This is a genomic window from Paenibacillus sp. 2KB_20 (genome assembly GCF_052115765.1).
Lineage (GTDB): Bacteria > Bacillota > Bacilli > Paenibacillales > Paenibacillaceae > Paenibacillus_AQ.
This window is the reverse complement of record NZ_JBFRHH010000002.1, coordinates 532,811-550,811: the sequence shown is the minus strand read 5'-3', so window position 1 is coordinate 550,811 and position 18,001 is coordinate 532,811. Positions and strand designations below refer to the sequence as shown.

Here is an 18,001-nt window from a genome sequence, read left to right as displayed (position 1 = left end):
AACTACGTCAGGAGGAAATAATGGACTTTATCAAAAACCAACTAGACGGATACGGCATGAGCGAACCAACCATTGGATATCTCTCAAATATGATCATGGTTGTTTTTATAGCCGTTGTCTCTATATTAGCCAATTTTTTAACCAAAAAAATCGTATTGAAGATCATAATTCATATTGTCAATAACAATCGTTATACATGGGATAATATCATTGTCGAGAAAAAAGTATTCCACAAGCTGTCACATCTCGTGCCGGCGATCATTATTTATTTTTCGGCGTCCATCTTTCCGCCCTATCAGATTCTGATTGAAAAGGCAGCAATGACGTACATGATTATCGTAACCATCACGGTGCTCAATGCGCTGCTTAATGCCTTTGATGACATCTATCGTTCGTTTGAGGTCTCCAAGATCAGGCCGATCAAGGGATACATTCAGGTGGTGAAGATCGTTCTCTTCATCATCGGCGGCATTGTGGTGATCTCAAACCTCATCGGTCAGAATCCGTTGATCATTCTCAGTGGGCTTGGTGCTTTATCGGCCGTGCTGATGCTAATCTTTAAGGATTCCATATTAGGCCTGGTGGCAGGCGTTCAATTATCGTCGAATGACATGGTGCGTGTCGGCGACTGGATTGAAATGCCGAAATACGATGCGAACGGCGATGTGATCGACATTACGTTAAACACGGTAAAGGTGATGAATTTCGATAAGACAATCACCATGATTCCGAGCTACGCTCTCATCTCCGACTCGTTCAAGAATTGGAGGGGCATGCAAGTATCCGGCGGCCGAAGAATTAAGCGAAGCGTCTATATCGATACGACCAGCATAAGTTTTTGTACGAAAGAAATGATTGAGGAATTCCAGAAGATTCACTACCTTACCGATTATGTCACGACAAAAATAAATGAAATTCATACGTATAACATCGAACACCAGATTAATACGGATAGTAAAGTGAATGGCCGACAACTTACGAATATCGGTGTATTCCGAGAATATATCCATCAATATCTGAGGCATCATCCGAAAATTCATCAGGATATGACGCTGATTGTCAGACAGTTAGCACCGGGAGATAACGGACTGCCGTTGGAAATCTACGCTTTCAGTAATGATACCGCCTGGGGAATGTATGAATCGATTCAAGCGGATATTTTTGACCATATTTTTGCCGTTGCGCCGACATTTGGGCTGCGTGCCTTCCAAAACCCAACCGGCCATGATATCGTTCAACTCAAAGAAAGCCCGGAATATTCGCGAGGATATTAAAAATATGATCGGAGGTAAGTTGAAGCGATTTGTAAGCTGAAGGCATTACTAGAATAAGTTTGGCTACAAGCTAAGCCAAGGCTCTGCAATGACTTTCAGGTAACATCAAATCTAAGAATGAAAAATAATAGAAATGATAATCAAAAGCCATCCGCATGAGGATGGTTTTTTTTGCATTGTCGATAAGGTGTTATCTTGGATTGTTGGCCCAGAGCTTTATCGAAGAGGTGTTTAGCAATTTCCAACTTGAATTTACGAAGAAAAATAAATTATAGGCATTTAAATCAGTAACAAGAGCGGAACTCGATTCATATGTTGTCATGGGTATTAAATTGGAGTTTATGCTGCCAGCAAAACGATTTATTAAAAATGGAGGTAAGATTATGAATGATTTCCAAAATGATTTAGCGAAATTGAATGTTTCCAAATTTAAGGCGAGTGAGATGACTCCTTGGAACGCTCAAAACGAACAATCGGCTCGTCTATGCTTCCTCAGTTGTTTTAATTGCTTCAATTGTTTCAATTGCTTCAATTGCTTCAATTGCCACAACTGTCATAACTGCCATAACTGCCATAACTGTCACCACTGTCACCGTGGAGGACGATAAGGCAATGTTTTTGCCCATTATTGCTTAACTTTTCAACGGGAATAGTGGCTACTTAATGATAAGAGAAAGGCTCCTGAACCAGTTTGATGTGTCCCCCCTAAAATAGATATTAGAGGAACCCCTGGTTAATCTAATCTAATTTAGGGGGTGTTTTGAGTTGGCAACGATAGGACAGAAGTTTAAACGTTACAGACATGAGGGACAAATAGTTGTACATAAGATTCTTTATAAAGTGTAGGGGCAGATTGAGAAGCTTACGGAGGAGGAATAGAATGACAAATTTGAACCCCTCGATGCGTCTAAAGGTGAAAAGAGATACATTTTTTCTCCCTGATTCCAGCGGTGTGTATTTTCGAAACAATGTAAGCTCGTTCCGCATGGATGGAGAGGCGATCGATCAATGGATTGAAAAGCTGATACCGATATTCAATGGGGAGTATAGATTGGGGGATTTGACAGACGGATTGCCGAACCAACACCGAAACCAGGTATATGAAATTGCAGAAGTTTTGTATCGTAACGGCTTTGCTCGGGATGTGAGTCAAGATGCTCCACATCAATTACCAGAAGAGGTTCTCAAAAAGTATGCTTCTCAAATTGAGTTTTTGGATCATTTCGGTGATTCGGGTGCGTATCGGTTTCAGTCCTATCGTCAGGCCAAAGTATTGGTGGTCGGTTCTGGTCCCTTTTTGATCTCGGCGATTTCTGCGCTGCTTGAATCCGGATTGCCCAATTTTTCTGTCTTGGTCTCGGGTTCAGATTCGACGGATCGGCAACGGATGTCAGAACTGGCGGCACATGCCTGTAAAACGGACTCCGAGGTGGCAATAGAGGAGGTTATCTTGCAGAAGGAGGAAGGGCGTTGTTGGCGGGAGGTTGTAAGGCCGTTTGATTCGATTTTGTTCGTGTCACGTGAGGATGATATCAAGGGACTTCAAGCTCTTCATGCCGCTTGCAGGGAGGAGAGGAAGGTGTTTCTTTCTGCTGTATGCATGCAACAGGTGGGCCTGGCGGGACCGCTAGTGCATCCGGACGCCCAGGGATGCTGGGAGTCGGCATGGCGCCGTGTACACCAATCTGCGATTTCTAAAGACCCACAATTGCACACCTTTTCTTCTACAGCTGGAGCGATGTTGGCCAATGTGATCGTGTTTGAATTATTCAAAAAGTTGACGGGAGCGGATGATTCGGAACAGAATAATCGATTTTATCTGTTAGATCTGGAGACGTTGGAAGGAAAGTGGCATTCGTTCATGCCTCATCCGCTTGTGACCGGATTTGGCACACCTGAATGGGTTCATGATTTCGATCGTCAGCTTGAGCGGAGATCCAGCAAAAGTGAGAATGGATTGATTCCTTACTTCAGCCAGTTAACATCGGTGGAATCGGGAATTTTCCATGTTTGGGAGGAGGGGGATTTAAAACAGCTGCCACTCTCTCAGTGTCGCGTTCAGGTAATCGATCCGCTATCAGAAGGACCGGCTGGGCTGCTGCCTGACATGATCTGTTCCGATCTGACGCATGAAGAAGCGCGGCGGGAAGCGGGGCTATCTGGAATTGAAGCATATGTGTCGCGAATGGCCGATTTGCTTGTTTCTACCCTGCCCTCCCATCAGGGAGTAGAGGGCAGCAGGATAGAAACGCAGGAGTTTATTGGCATAGGAGCAGGAGAAACGTTTGCGGAAGGCATTTGCCGAGGGTTGCAAAGGTGTTTGGAGGAAGTACTGGGTAAGCAGCAGGCGTGTCAGTTGCCTTTTGTCTCCCGGGTACAGTTAGGTGCGGTAGAAGATAAACACTGCCTTTTTTATTTGCAGGCATTGACGACAATGAAGGGAGAGCCGATGATCGCCTTGGGAGAGGAAGTGTCCGGATTTCCTGTGGTGTGGATCGGTACGAGGGATGGTTGGTATGGCAATGTAGACTTAAATGTGACAATGGCTTTGCGGAAGGCATTACATAAGGCTCTGCTAGCAGCACAAAACCAACCGGATTGCCTCAAATCGCAAGCATTGGAGTTTTCGTCCGTGCATCTGGAAGAACAGGTACCTATAAGGCTCGAGATCCCTGCATGTGAAACAACGTCACAACCAGAGGTTCTACAGTCCGCTTTGCAGGTTTTGAATCGGAACAGTAAGAGGCTCTTGGCACTCGATCTAGCGGTGGAACCGTTCTTGAAGGAGGAAATAGCAGGGGTGTTTGGTGTGGTGCTGCAAGAGGAGGGATCCCGGTGAGCGCTATTATTGTGATTGTTGGAGAAGGGGTGTTGGCAGACTGCGTGTATGGGGAACTGTCAACCCAATTTGAGGTCGTTCGTCAGATCGATTTCGAGCCAGGAGTACCTGAAAAGGTGGATTTGGTTCTGGTGTTGCACGATGCTTGGCATCCTAGCGTTCATCAAAAGGCAGAAGAGGTGCTGCAGCCGGCCGGCATCCCTTGGCTGCGCGGCTTCGTTGCATTTGGTGAAGGCGTGATCGGACCGTTGGTTCGTCCGGGTACTCAAGGTTGCTCCCAGTGTGCAGACACGCGGCGCCTGATGGCGGGACGTGAACGCAAGGAGATGCGGGAGCTGCAGCAGAGGCTGGTAACACATGGGGGGATGCCGAGTGATGCATGGGCGTCACGTACAGGACTTTTGCAGGTCGCTTACTTGCTGGTAGAAGAGACACGAAGGGTGTTACAAGGCAAAACGGTTCAATCGGCTGGGAAGGTGTTTTTGATCAACCTGAAAACGATGGAGAGCACACTTCACCTCATTCTCCCTGACCCGCTGTGTCCGGTTTGTAGTCAATTACCTGATGATTCATCGACAGCAGCCCATATTTCGCTGCAACCAAGCCCGAAGATTAGCGCAGATAGTTACCGATGCCGCCGGGTGGATGAGTTAAGTAATGTTTTGATCAAAGACTATTTGGATTACCGGACCGGCTTTTTGAATGGGAAGATGGTTAACTTTGAGTCACCATTTGCCGATGTGAGTGTGAATCTGCCGTTGTTCGCAGAGGATGTGGGAACGGCAGGCCGGACTCATTCCTATGCGGCAAGTGAGTTGACCGCTATATTGGAGGGGTTGGAGCGGTACTGCGGTCTGGCACCCCGAAGCAAACGGACGGTAGTCCATGGCAGCTTCCGCAACCTGAAAGATCAAGCGCTTGACCCTGTTAAAGTAGGGGTGCATACGGAGGAGCAATATGCCAAGCCAGGGGCTCCGTTCACAAGGTTTAATCCTGACCACCCGATCCATTGGGTTTGGGGCTATTCGTTTTTACAAGAGCGTCCGATTCTAGTTCCGGAGCAGCTCGCCTATTACAGCATGGGCTGTGGGCACAACTTTGTGTTTGAAAGTTCCAACGGGTGCGCTTTAGGCGGAAGTTTGGAGGAGGCTATTTTCTACGGCATATTGGAAGTGGTGGAGCGGGATTCGTTTCTGATGACTTGGTATGGGCAGTTGCCTCTCCCGCGCCTTGACCTAAACTCCGCTAATGACCAAGAATTGCGACTGATGATCGATCGTTTACAGGCAGTGGCGGGGTTTGATGTGCATTTCTATAACTCGACGATGGAAAATGGGATTCCAAGTGTGTGGGGAGTGGCGAAAAACAGGAAACAAACAGGAGTGAATCTCATCTGTGCAGCCGGAGCTCATCCGGATCCGATACGGGCTGTGAAAAGTGCGGTTCACGAGCTGGCCGGCATGTTACAGTCGCTTGACGAGAAACTCGATGCAAACCGGGAAGTATATGTTCGAATGTTCCATGATTCATCCCTAGTACAGGAGATGGAGGATCATTCACTGCTTTACGGATTGCCGCAAGCGCAGGAGCGCCTGCAATTTCTGCTGGATGAGAATCGCCCACTGCGAACGTTTGAAGAGGAATTCGAACCGGGGGCAAGGCATACTGATTTAACGGATGATCTGAAGGACATTCTTAATGCATTCCACCGACTCAATCTCGATGTGATCGTGGTGGATGTAACCGCACCGGAAATTAATCGAAATGGGCTGCATTGCGTGAAAGTGCTGATCCCGGGGATGCTGCCGATGACATTTGGACATCACTTTACGCGCCTGGCAGGGCTAGAGCGGGTGCTCCGGGTACCTGTGGAACTCGGGTACGTAAAGGGACCGCTTGAGCTAGAAGATCTCAATCCATATCCGCATCCATTTCCATAGGTATAAAAACGTGGCGTGGTTGACCACCCTCGTTCATATAAGGAGGAACAGGGATGAGTCTGGAAGCGTTTCTGCACAATCTGCATTATGACATTGACAAGACTAAACCGCCGGACTTGGTGGTAGATTGGGAAGACGGACCGCTTGCATATAAGCTCTATCGCGGTTTGCCTGTAGTTCCGTTATGTTCCGAAGTACCGTTGACGCTCGAAGGTGGTGAAACGCCGGTAAAGCCCGACCTTCGCCTGATGGGTCATTTTCTTTGGTACGTATTCGGACTCACTCAATTGTCCCAATCCGTCCTTGCCTCGAATTCCATGGTGCAAACAATGGGCCTGCTGCAGCTGTACCGGCGGTTTGCTCCCTCCGGGGGAGCGTTATATCCGAACGAATTATACGTGTATCTGAAAATAGAGGATTTGCCTTCGGGGGTATATCATTATGATGTGGCGCATCATCGTTTGGTGTTGCTGCGAGAAGGCGACTTCGATTTCTATTTAGCCAGGGCTCTTGGTAATCGCTATGACGAGTCGGCTTGTTTTGGTGCTGTATTTGTATCGAGCATGTTTTGGAAAAACTTTTTTAAATACAATAACTTTTCCTACCGCCTGCAAGGACTTGATGCGGGTGCGCTGATCGGGCAGCTCTTGGAGGTGACTAAACGGTTTGGCTTTGAATCGGGGGTGTATTTCCAGTTTCTTGATCGAGCCGTGAATCATCTTCTTGGGGTATCCGAACAAGAGGAAAGCGTGTATGCGGTGATTCCGCTGTCGGTGGAGCCTGGGGTCTCTTGGTTTGCCAATCGAAATGAGGGAGAGGAGGTTGTCTCCGCTACCGAATTATGCCGGGAGTTGCCAACGGTCCAGCATGATCATTACGTCCGGTCCCGGAGGGTCAAGGAATTTCCGATGTTAATCAAAATGAACGAAGCATCCCTAATCGAATCACTTCAATCGATACCGCGAATTGGGGAAGAGAAGATCGTTCACTGCGAAGATCAAGTGGTGGCTCTGCCCCATGTGAATCGGTTGTTGTATGATCTGGCGTCAGTAAGCCGAAGGCGGTATTCGCCGGACAGTGATTTTATGATGAGTAAGGTAAGCCAGGAGAAGCTGGCCTTACTGCTGCGGGAGGCCACGGCTTCCTTCAGGTATTGGAATGATTTAGATGGAGACCATGAGAACTCCGTTTCCCGCGTCTCACTGTACGTATGTCTCTATAACGTTGATGGTATTCCGGAAGGTGCTTACCATTATGACAGCGCTGCTCATGCGTTACGATTGATACGTCATGGGGATCATCGGCTCCAGCTGCAGCAAGGAATGCCTTCCGATAATGTAAACCTCTTCCAAGTACCGCTATGCTTTCATATAGCAGGGGACAAGGATCATCTTACAACAACGATGGGATATAGGGGATACCGCATCCAACAGATGGAAGCAGGGATGCTTGTACAGCGTTTGCTGTTGGCGGCATCAGCTATCGGGTTAGGAGGACATCCGCTCCTCGGATTTGATGCCCGATTATGTGATGAGATCTACAAGATGACTTCGCAAGGTTTAACCAGCCTAATCCAAATCCCGGTAGGACCCTATCGTCATAGCCCCCGCTTAACGGGAGGGTTGCATGGCTAGAAGAGTATGGGTTAAAGCTTTTGTGAATATTATGGTCGTTTAGGAACAGCAAATGAGACACAGTTAGAAAACACTCGAATCAGCATATTGCGGAAAATTGTGGATTTGCTAAACCCCGGCTCGCCTCCACCAACAAAAAAAGAGCGCCGTGTTGATAGTATCCCCTTTGAGTAGACAAGTGCTAAAGAAGAGCACTAAAGTTTACTTGGAGGGGATTTTTTCATGGATGAAATTCGTAAGACATATTCGGTTGAGTTTAAGCAGAAAGCTGTAAATATGTATCTCAAACAAGGTTATGGGATTCAAAACCATTGCTAAGGAACTAGGCATTACGCATGTCATCTCAGAAAACTTGCTGAACCGAGAGTTCCAAGCGACACGTCCGTAGGAAAAATGGATTACGGATATTACCTATCTCCCATTCGGACAGTCCTTTTTGTATCTCTCGACGATCTACGACTTGTATAACAATGAAGTGATCGCGTACAAACTCAGCACACGTAATGACATTCGATTGGAGACCCGGCTCACGTAAGGTGCATTTTTTCGATATAGGCCACGAAGAGAAGTGAACTGGGGATTGTACGATTTCACGCGGGAGGAGAATGGCTATCCGGTGCAGAAGCAATGGTAGAACGCGGCTATCGCTCAATCGAGCGCCATTGGTCGGCGGGCGATACCATATTGCTCGAACTCGACATGCGCAGCACAGGAGAGGAGTGTCTACCATTGAACATTAACAATCCGATCATACCCGGCTGGTATGCAGATCCTGAAGCCAGAACGTATGAGGGGAAGCACTGGATTTATGCGACGCGGTCCTTCACGGAATATACGATGCAGATGAATCTGGACGCATTCAGTTCCGACGATCTGATCCATTGGGAGAAACACGAAGGCATTATCGAAATGGCGGATTTTCCATGGATATGGAGGGCGGTTTGGGCACCGACTCATATCGAACACCAAGGGAAATATTATCTCGTGTTTGCATCGAACGACATCCAATCGAATGAGGAAACCGGCGGCTTGGAAATCGCCGTTGCGGACCGTCCGGAAGGGCCGTACAGAGGCTACTTAGGGAAGCCGCTCGTGGATAAGTTCATTAATCAGGCACAGCCGATCGATGCACATCTATTCGAGGACGCAGACGGAACGATCTATCTGTATTATGGCGGATGGGGCCACTGCAACGTTGCACGGATGAACGAAGAGATGACGGGATTCGTTCCATTGGCAGACGACGGCAATGAAATTTTCCGTTCCATTACGCCGGAGGGATACGTGGAAGGTCCTTGTATGATTAAGAAGGACGGACTTTATTATCTGATGTGGTCCATGGGCGGATGGACGAATGGAACCTATCGCGTTGCCTATGGCGTAAGCGACAGCCCGCTCGGTCCATTCAAGAATGAAGGCACGATTCTGGAGCGTCAGGAGCCGATTGCGGAAGGACCCGGCCACCATGGCTACTTGCATTTGCAGGAGAAAGATGAATGGCTTATCGTATACCACCGCCGGATCATTGGAGACACCGAGCCGGGACATCGCCAGTTATGCATAGATCGGATGCGGATCGGCAACGGCAAGATTGAGCCGGTCATCATGACTTGATTAAGGGAATCCATGGTGAAAAGGCGGCCCGTAATCGGTCGCCTTTTTTTGCGTCTTCGTAAGGCTTAGGTGTTAGGAAAATACCAGAAATAATCCTATGATATAATCTAGTTATATCTTATGACCATGGCAGGAGGAAAGAACCCGAAATGGCTATATTAAAGAATGACTGGGCGACATATTTAGAGCAGGAGTTTACGAAGCCATACTACTTACAGCTGCGGGAATTACTCATTGAGGAATATCGTACGAAGACCATCTTTCCCGATAAATACGATATTTTTAACGCGCTGCACTATACATCGCTGGCCGACACCAAAGTGGTCATTTTGGGCCAGGATCCTTATCATGGGCCGGGACAGGCTCACGGCTTAAGCTTTTCTGTCAAAGAGGGCGTCAGCACGCCTCCTTCCTTGCAAAATATGTTCAAGGAGCTTCAGGATGATCTGGGCTGCTTCATTCCCAACAACGGTCATCTGCTAACATGGGCGCAGCAAGGGGTACTGCTTCTAAATACGGTGCTCACCGTAAGGGCGCATGAAGCGAATTCTCATAAAAACAGGGGATGGGAAAGCTTTACGGATAAGGTCATTGAGACGATCAATCGGAAAAATGAGCCTGTCGTTTTCCTGTTATGGGGAAGCCACGCCCAGAAGAAGGCGGAGCTCATTACGAACCGGCAGCATACACTGATTCGTTCGCCGCATCCGAGTCCGTTGTCTGCGCATCGAGGCTTTTTTGGCAGCAGGCCGTTTTCTCGTGCTAACGAATTTCTACGCAATATGGGGCTTCAGGAAATTGATTGGCAAATTCCTAACTTGTAAGAGGAAGGAGAGGGGCCATCCATAGTGAAACCTCTTCATCCCGCAAGCAATTGTATCTGGACAATGAAAAACCACATCCACGCGAGGATGTGGTATTTGCTTACCATTAGGATGGACTTTTGCGTCTTTACGGCTCGATCGAAAAAGCAAGATGCTTAACGAATCGATTCGTAAGCATAGGCCCACAGATATCCTTTCGATTCCAGCAGAAGGGCATCCGGCCTTTCGTTCGGTTTCATGACGATGCTGCTGTTCGCATTCATGATATAACCATCATTCACTCGTTCGATGACGATGGGAATATCGAGCTCCATAAACAGCTGACGCATCCGATAAATCGTATTATACAGATTAGAAAGCGCTCGTTTTTCCTCCACGTTCGTCCAGAGTTCATCGATGATTCTCCATTTCGGGCACAATTTATTCTCATGCAGCAGCAAATAGTAAAACAACTCCTCCGTGATGCGGGTAGGCCATTTTACAAGCTGCTCGCCTTTCATAACGGATGCTTCTCCATATAACTGGACTTCAAGCTCCTTCTTCTTGGCCTGTTTGGGTCTCTGACCGTAATACTTCTGAAGGCGTACATCCAGCTGCTTCACCATATTGATGGTCATCGGTTTCAAGAGATAATCCAGGGCTTGCACGCGAAAGGCTTGCACGGCATATTGCTGGTGAGCGGTCGTGAAGATCACAGGCACGTCGATCCCGTTCTCCACCAAGTTCTGAGTCAGCTGAAGTCCCGTCATTCTCGGCATTTCAATGTCTAGCACGAGTGCGTCTAGATCCAGCTTCGGTATTTCCTGCAGCGCATCGAATGGCGATTCGAAGCGGCCTACAATTTGAAAGGGACCATACGTTTCCAGCAATCTGGTATGCAGGCCCAGAATCGGTTTCTCATCCTCCACGATGATGATCTTCCACATTACCCTTGCCCCTCCTTCACGGGAATCGTTATTTGAATGGTTGTTCCATTGCCCGGCGAGGAGTGAATATCCAGGCTTCCTTGGGTGATATCATGCACGCGCCGACGTACATTCGTGAACCCGATTCCGGCATTGGCGGCCGTTCCCCCCATCAACTGAGCGCACTGCGCAGCCGACATGCCTACGCCATCATCGGCGACGCGTATGTTCAAGCAGGATGCGTGCAAGAAAATAGTGATCTGAACATGTCCCGGACCTTCCTTGTCGAACAGGCCATGGCGTATCGCATTCTCGACTAGAGGCTGCAGGAGCAGGCTGGGAATCAGAACATGCTCCGAGGCAATGGACGGATCGATGTCATAAGCGAAGGTTAACCGTTCGCCGAATCTCGCTTTTTCCACCTCAACATAGGCCTCGATAATTTCCAACTCCTTCTGCAGGGTGGAGAATTGTCCATCCCGGCTCGTCTCAAAGATATAACGCAAGAAAGAACTGAGCATCGATAGAAGATAGGCTGCACGCTCCCCGTCCGTATAGCAAAAGGCAATGATGTTGCTAAGCGCGTTGTATAGAAAATGCGGTTTGATTTGGGTCTGCAGAAATGCCATTTCATACTCAATCGCCTTCAGCATCGACTGCTTCGTTTGTTCCGCGGCATTCAAACGGGCCATCAAGGTCTCTTTGGAAAAAGGCTTCAGTAAATAATCATTAGCGCCGGCTGCAAAAATCATTTCGACATGTCTGGGATATTCGGAGGAAATCATCATCAAGATCGGCAGGTCCATTAAGGATGCCTGCGTACGGATTTGCCGAAGCAATTCCAAACTATCCATGTCGCCTGGAATGATATCATCCATGATCATCATCGCGATTTCCGGATGATTCCTGTAATAGTCAAGCGCTTCTTGAGCCGTATAAGCGATTCGCACCTTGTAAGCGTCCCCCAGCATATCCCGCATGACTTCCGCATGCATTGCATCATCATCGACAATCAAGAGCGTTCCTAAAGACCGATCTTCTGCCTGCACCGCAGATTGCAGGTTGTATTCATGCTCCACTGCGGTAACCGGCTCTTTAAATTCGCTGAAAGCCAGGGTGACCGTAAAGCGAATTCCGCTTTGCATGCGTTCATATGCGATGCTTCCGTTCATCTGTTGGACGAGTTCCTCCGTCATCATAAGCCCGGAAGAATGCGGGCGATACCGATACGCTGTCGTTGACTCGCCGGTTGACGTCACTCGAAGCAGGGCATCCGTGCCCACCTGTACAGCTTCGATGGTCAGCCGGTCTTCTGCGGTGTCGTGAGAGATCTCGGTCATGATCCGGATGAATACCTGCGTCAAGCGCTGCTCATCCGCCCATACGTAAAGCTGCTTCGGAATCTGTTCGTTGATTGCGATTTTCTTCTTCGTGAAGGTAAACTGCATCAACTGAATGACATGGAGCATGACCATCCGAACATTGGTGGACTTGAGCTGGATCGCGTAATCATCGAATCGAATGCGGGTGAAATCATGCAGATCCCTCAATAAATACACCATGTTCCCCATCAGCTGTTCCGCCAAGTACAATTGCTCACCTTGCTTTTCGCGATTGGGCTCCCGGGTGATGGATCCCACTAAATGAACGGCATCGTGCAGAGGCCTCTGCAGGTCCTGCGTCGTGACTTTCAAGAAGGCATCCTTCGCATCGTTAGCTTTCTGCAGCCGGGTGTTCAATTGCTCCGACTCCTCGGCCCGGTTCATTAGACGTATGCCGAGAAAAACATTCATTGTCATGACAAACCCGACCAGTCCGATACGGTTCATATAATTGCGCCCGGTGAAGAATAAGCTGTCCGATGAAGCGCTTATAGCGAATACGGCTAGAAACAGAAGCATCGACATGAGAATGACAGCTTCATTTTTACGTATATTGATGCGCTTTTTAAGTGTCAGATAGAAGATGCGAATAATAATGCCCAAGATTAATCCATCGTTGTAATAGAAGAGCGGATACTGCGTAACCGATATGGTTCTGGCCGGGAGAACCGCATTGAAGAAAGCATAGGCCAGGATCGGTAGAAATAGCAGGTACATCGTCTTTCGGCTCATGATGGAAGGAATCATTTTTACGATAAAGACAATCAGCAAGGTGGAGGCCAAGAAAGTAAAGGTGTCCTGCAGCCGGAAATAAAGCTCAAAGGGAAGTGACGGAAACTCCCGAATGAATAGCCGCTCTCCTCGCAGCACGATGACTAATGCCAAGAGCAGAAAGTGCAGGCCGCTGTATAAGAAGGCTTCGTCCTTCGTTCGCAGCAAATAAATCGTCATATGAAACATGCTGAACAGCAGCAAACATAAGGTAGCCGTCCATTCCAGGGAAAGATCCCGCTGCACGTCTTCCTTCATCTGCTCAGCGTCGCCGAAATCGATCGGCAGGACGATGCCGCCTCTCGTGTTGTAGAAATTGGAGGCATGAATGGTAATCAGGAGCTGCCGGCCCCCCGGTTTAAAATACGCTTCATAGGCAGGATTGTCCGGGGTTGTCGCTCGTTTGGTTGTTGCTACGGATCCTATTTTTGATAGGGGTATGCCATCAATATAGATGGTATGGGCAGACCAGATATTCCGAACACGGAGACCGATCTCATCGGACCAGTGGTCCGGCAGGTATACGATTAACTGATAGGATCCCCACTCGACATCCGATGCCCAGGGACCGGGTACCGGCAGATGATCGGCTTCGCTGGCAAAGTCGGCCGGGTCGACAAATGCTGCGGCGGTGAATTTCCAATCGCCGGCTAGCGATACAAACGGTGAATCCGTGACCTCTCGCAGGTCAAGCACGCCGTCTACGGCTTTAATATGTACGGCACTTGTGTCCTCGTCGCTAAAAATCATATAGAGAATGGCGATTAAGGCGCATATTACACCCAGATAACCAATCCATTTCTTCATGTATAGTCACACCCCTATGGACTCTATCATATGGCAAGAATCTCTCAAAAATCTACCTGTCGACAGAAGTCGAATTTGAGAGATTTTTGAGAGATGCTTTTGATATGTTGAAATTAACAATTTTTACAATCGCTTCGTTGGAGGGGGTTATCCGCACAAATTATTTATGGATGAGACAAGGGGTCAAGGGTCATTGTTGGACGTCGTACGGTTACTAACTTACAGGATGGGTGAAATAGTTGAAGAAAAAAATAATTTCAATGATCGTGGCAGCGCTGTTCATTGTTACGAATATGCCGATGGCATATGCACTCGCGCCGGTAGCAGAGGTTTACTATAATGCCGGAACGAGCATCTATGATTCCAGTGATTTTGAGAGCCAGTTGAATGATTCGATTAAAGCCAGGCTGATGGCGGAAGGCGTAAATCCCAAATATGTGTCGATCATGGACGCGAGCGCAGACCGGGCAACGGTAACGGATACGACTTATGTGCATGAGGGTTATGATAGCTGGTATATAGATCCTTATGGTTTTGGAGCTACGCCTCCGGCCGTTGAAACCGCCGATTACAATCATGTTCAGATTTCCAACGGCGGCAACACGTTAACCTTCTATGGTTATACCTCGCCTGCTTATAAGGATTTCATGCTGACGCAGGGAAGCCCTTCGGGCAAAAAGATCATCACCTTTGACATGGATGAATCCAAAGTGGATTACCACAGCATGGAAGGCGGCGGTTTTCTATTTAATACCCAGATCGACAGCAACGGGAAATTAAGCGGTTATACGATTTTATATGTTCAAGGCGCTGTCAATGTATATAAAATCAATGGTGTAGATGCCACTGCGTTACACAATGAGACGGGAAGATCTCTGAGTTCCATGTCAGGCGTTACCTCAATCGGAAGTTATCCAAAAGGGACATCCACTCACCACAGCATTAAAATCGTTGTAACGGATGCAACGCTGAGCATGTGGGATAATGGCGACCAAATCATTCGGAATTTAGCCCTCCCGGATGTTTACGGAAATGAATTTGGTCCAATCGTTAGCCATATAGGCCATGGCTGCGAGATCATCTCGATTTTTTCATTCGACAATATGAAGTTGTATTCAACTTCGAGCAAGACATTGGATGTAGCCGTGGATAATATTCTTTGGGGGACGGCGCCGCTGCGCTATGTCGTAAACATTAACGATGACCCTCGCGGGGAATTAGATCGGGGATCGAATCAATCCAAGCTGACGGACTCGTTCAATAACAGAGGCGCACAATATGTTGGCGTAACCAGCGCTACCTATGAGGACATCGACCAAACGTTTATCGACGGCATTTCGAAGGGGGGACTGCATGTCCATTCCGACAAAACCAGCGCCGATATCATTCAAGAAATTGCCGATCGCATCGCGGACCAACTCATTTCGGATTATAAAGCTGCTATTCTGGCCATTGAAGCGGCAGAGAACAATACGGATATCCAATATCAGTCCGGCGACATGAAAAACTCGGTCAAAAACAATATTAAGTTGCAACAAGACGATGGCGTAACCACTGTCTGGACCTCCGACCAGCCGTCGGTCATCGCACCCGACGGAACCGTGACGAGACCGGTTATCGCCCAATCGGGAACTTACGTGACCTTGACGGCAACCATCACCAAAGACGGGCTGACAAGCGAGAAGTCGTTTACCGTCTATGTTCTTGCCGCAGATCCGGCTCCTTTAAGCACATTGACCGCTGTTGCAGGCAATGAGCAAGCGACATTGAAATTCCCGGCTCTCACAGGAGCAACGAGCATCGTGGTTGAACAGTCTGCCGACGGGACCAACTTTACGCCGGTAAGTCCATTGGAGACGCTGGATGCTGCTTCAACAAGCGCAACCGTAACCGGATTAACGAACGGTGAAACCTACTATTTCCGATTGAACGTCGAATCCGGACTATATGACGGGTTATCCAACGTAGTCCAAGCTTCGCCTTCGAAATCGTTAACCACGTTGTCGGCCGATGCAGGCAATGGGCAGGTGACATTGAATTTCCCTGCTCTAACAGGGGCAACGAGCATCATAGTTGAACAATCTTCCGATGGAACCGGCTTTACGCCGGTTAGCCCCTTGGAGACGCTGGATGCTTCTTCAACGAGTGCAACCGTAACCGGATTAACGAACGGCGAAACCTATCATTTCCGGTTGAACGTCAAATCGGGTCCATATGCAGGTTTGTCCAATGTGGTTCAGGCCTCGCCTTCGGAACCGATCACCACGTTGTCTGCTGTTCCAGGGATAGAGCGAGTAACATTGAATTTCCCTGCACTAACGGGGGCATTGAACATCACGGTTGAAAAATCCACGGACGGCACCAACTTTACGCCGGTCAGCCCATTGGAGGCACTGGATGCCGATTCAACGAGTGCAACCGTAGCCGGTTTATCGAGCCGTGAAACCTACTATTTCCGACTAAACGTCGAATCGGGTCCATTTGCAGGCTTGTCCAATGTGGTTAGTGTCAAGCCCATCGTACCTGCGGTACCGGCAGAAAATCCACCTGCAGTGGATCCACCCGCAGGGAATACGAACGTTGTACAACAACCTGCACCTACTATGAAAACGGACGTCGTTGTTTCCGACCAAGCCAACGGGGGCAAAGTCGTTCAGGACAAAATTACGAAACTCGTCGGAGACAACTTGAAAGTTACAGGGAAAATAAAATCGGCAACCGGGCAAGAACTGAATCTGCCGAATATCGTAATGAACCAGGACGGCAGCTTTACGCTTCCGAAAGTTGCATCAGGCGAATATACGTTGTCACTGAACGTGATCGCGCCTAACGGGGAGAAACTGGCTGGTCCTGCCGGCAAGCTAAGCGTCGATAGCAAAGGAAATGCCAAGTTATCGGTTGATTTGGTCGATCCATATGGCACGATTCTCGATAAGGTGACTGATCAGCCTGTAGCAGGCGTGAATATGCAATTGTATTGGGCGGACACGGAGCTGAATCGTTCCAAAGGCAGAGTGCCGGGAACGCTTGTCAATTTGCCTGAGCTTCCGGATTTTGCACCCAACAAAAATCATAATTCACAGATTAGCTCAAACAGCGGTCAGTACGGCTGGATGGTTTATGCGGATGGCGATTACTACTTCCTAGGCGAGAAGAATGGATATGTTGTTTTTGACAGCCGTAACGACAAGCGTGAAGAGCGTTTCGGACATGACAGCTACATTAAGGACGGTATCATCCATGTCGGTGACACGATCGTGAAATTCAGCTTCTCCCAGGAGCCGAAAGTGAAGGCCGCAGGCGATCATCGCGCATACATGGTCGGATATCCCGACGGCACGTTCCAAGCGGATCGTGGAATTGTCCGGTCCGAAATGGCTGCGATCCTGTCCCGTTTGTATACATCCGCAGCGAGCTCGAAGAAAGTATCGTATTCGGATGTGAGTGCGAAACATTGGGCAACGAACGCGATCACGACCGCAACCAACAATAAATGGATGGTCGGTTTCGGTGACAAGACGTTCAAACCGAAGAAACAGATAACGCGGGCGGAATTTGCACAGATTCTCATGAATATGAATCAATGGGACGCCGCCCAGGACAGCACATACACGGACGTAGAGGGACACTGGGCTAAGAAAGCCATCGCCACGGCCCAGGAGCAAGGCGTGCTGTTCGATTTTACGGAGGAGACGTTCCATCCGAATCAGCCGATTACGAGATTAGAGGTTGTTCGAATTCTTAACCAACTGCTGGACCGTAAACCTTGGGATATCAAGGTTGAACCGAAATGGACCGATGTTCCGGAAACCCACAGCTATTACTCAGACATTATGGAAGCTTCGATTCTGCATGCATTCGAGCAGCTCGAGACCGGAATTGAAGATTGGAAGGAATAGGGGTGTCAGCGAAATGTGGCTTTAAGTAGTCACGGTTTGCCTCCTCGCATACTATGAAGACCACCTTTAAAGGTGGTCTTTTTCCGCTGGAATGTCTGCTTGTGATAGGCTC

General features: G+C 48.4%; 10 protein-coding genes. 7 read left to right on the top strand and 3 right to left on the bottom strand.

What is annotated here, in order from left to right; translation table 11 throughout:
- Positions 1-20 precede the first annotated feature (20 nt).
- On the top strand, positions 21-1,274 hold the full coding sequence (locus AB4124_RS08215) for a mechanosensitive ion channel family protein (RefSeq protein ID WP_430110099.1): 1,254 nt from the start codon (positions 21-23) through the stop codon (positions 1,272-1,274).
- A 482-nt stretch (positions 1,275-1,756) separates the two neighbouring features.
- Here AB4124_RS08215 and AB4124_RS08210 read toward each other — a convergent pair whose 3' ends face one another.
- Positions 1,757-1,900, bottom strand: coding sequence for a hypothetical protein (locus tag AB4124_RS08210; RefSeq protein WP_441972293.1), 144 nt, complete (start codon positions 1,898-1,900; stop codon positions 1,757-1,759).
- 254 nt (positions 1,901-2,154) lie between these two features.
- Between AB4124_RS08210 and AB4124_RS08205 the strand changes: the two genes are divergently transcribed.
- The 5 genes from AB4124_RS08205 to AB4124_RS08185 all read left to right on the top strand — a co-directional run bounded on the left by AB4124_RS08205 (position 2,155) and on the right by AB4124_RS08185 (position 10,125).
- Positions 2,155-4,113, top strand: a complete 1,959-nt coding sequence (locus AB4124_RS08205; RefSeq protein WP_441972291.1) for a putative thiazole-containing bacteriocin maturation protein — start codon at positions 2,155-2,157, stop codon at positions 4,111-4,113.
- Positions 4,110-6,053 (top strand): TOMM precursor leader peptide-binding protein, encoded by a 1,944-nt coding sequence (locus AB4124_RS08200; RefSeq protein ID WP_441972289.1) that lies wholly within the window; start codon positions 4,110-4,112, stop codon positions 6,051-6,053. The genes AB4124_RS08205 and AB4124_RS08200 overlap by 4 nt, the downstream gene beginning before the upstream one ends.
- A 53-nt stretch (positions 6,054-6,106) precedes the next feature.
- On the top strand, positions 6,107-7,687 hold the full coding sequence (locus AB4124_RS08195) for a SagB family peptide dehydrogenase (RefSeq protein WP_441972287.1): 1,581 nt from the start codon (positions 6,107-6,109) through the stop codon (positions 7,685-7,687).
- 729 nt (positions 7,688-8,416) lie between these two features.
- A complete protein-coding gene (locus AB4124_RS08190) occupies positions 8,417-9,301 on the top strand; it encodes a glycoside hydrolase family 43 protein (protein WP_441972500.1) in 885 nt (294 codons plus the stop codon).
- Between the two features lie 149 nt (positions 9,302-9,450).
- Positions 9,451-10,125, top strand: a complete 675-nt coding sequence (locus AB4124_RS08185; RefSeq protein ID WP_441972285.1) for a uracil-DNA glycosylase — start codon at positions 9,451-9,453, stop codon at positions 10,123-10,125.
- Positions 10,126-10,280: 155 nt separating this feature from the next.
- Here the strand turns inward: AB4124_RS08185 and AB4124_RS08180 are convergent, their stop codons facing one another.
- Both AB4124_RS08180 and AB4124_RS08175 read right to left on the bottom strand, forming a co-directional pair.
- A complete protein-coding gene (locus AB4124_RS08180) occupies positions 10,281-11,051 on the bottom strand; it encodes a response regulator (RefSeq protein ID WP_441972283.1) in 771 nt (256 codons plus the stop codon).
- Positions 11,051-13,990, bottom strand: coding sequence for a histidine kinase (locus AB4124_RS08175; protein ID WP_441972281.1), 2,940 nt, complete (start codon positions 13,988-13,990; stop codon positions 11,051-11,053). The genes AB4124_RS08180 and AB4124_RS08175 overlap by 1 nt, the downstream gene beginning before the upstream one ends.
- 239 nt (positions 13,991-14,229) lie before the next feature.
- On the opposite strand from AB4124_RS08175, the gene AB4124_RS08170 reads away from it, so the two are divergent.
- A complete protein-coding gene (locus AB4124_RS08170; protein ID WP_441972279.1) occupies positions 14,230-17,889 on the top strand; it encodes an S-layer homology domain-containing protein in 3,660 nt (1,219 codons plus the stop codon).
- Positions 17,890-18,001 lie beyond the last annotated feature (112 nt).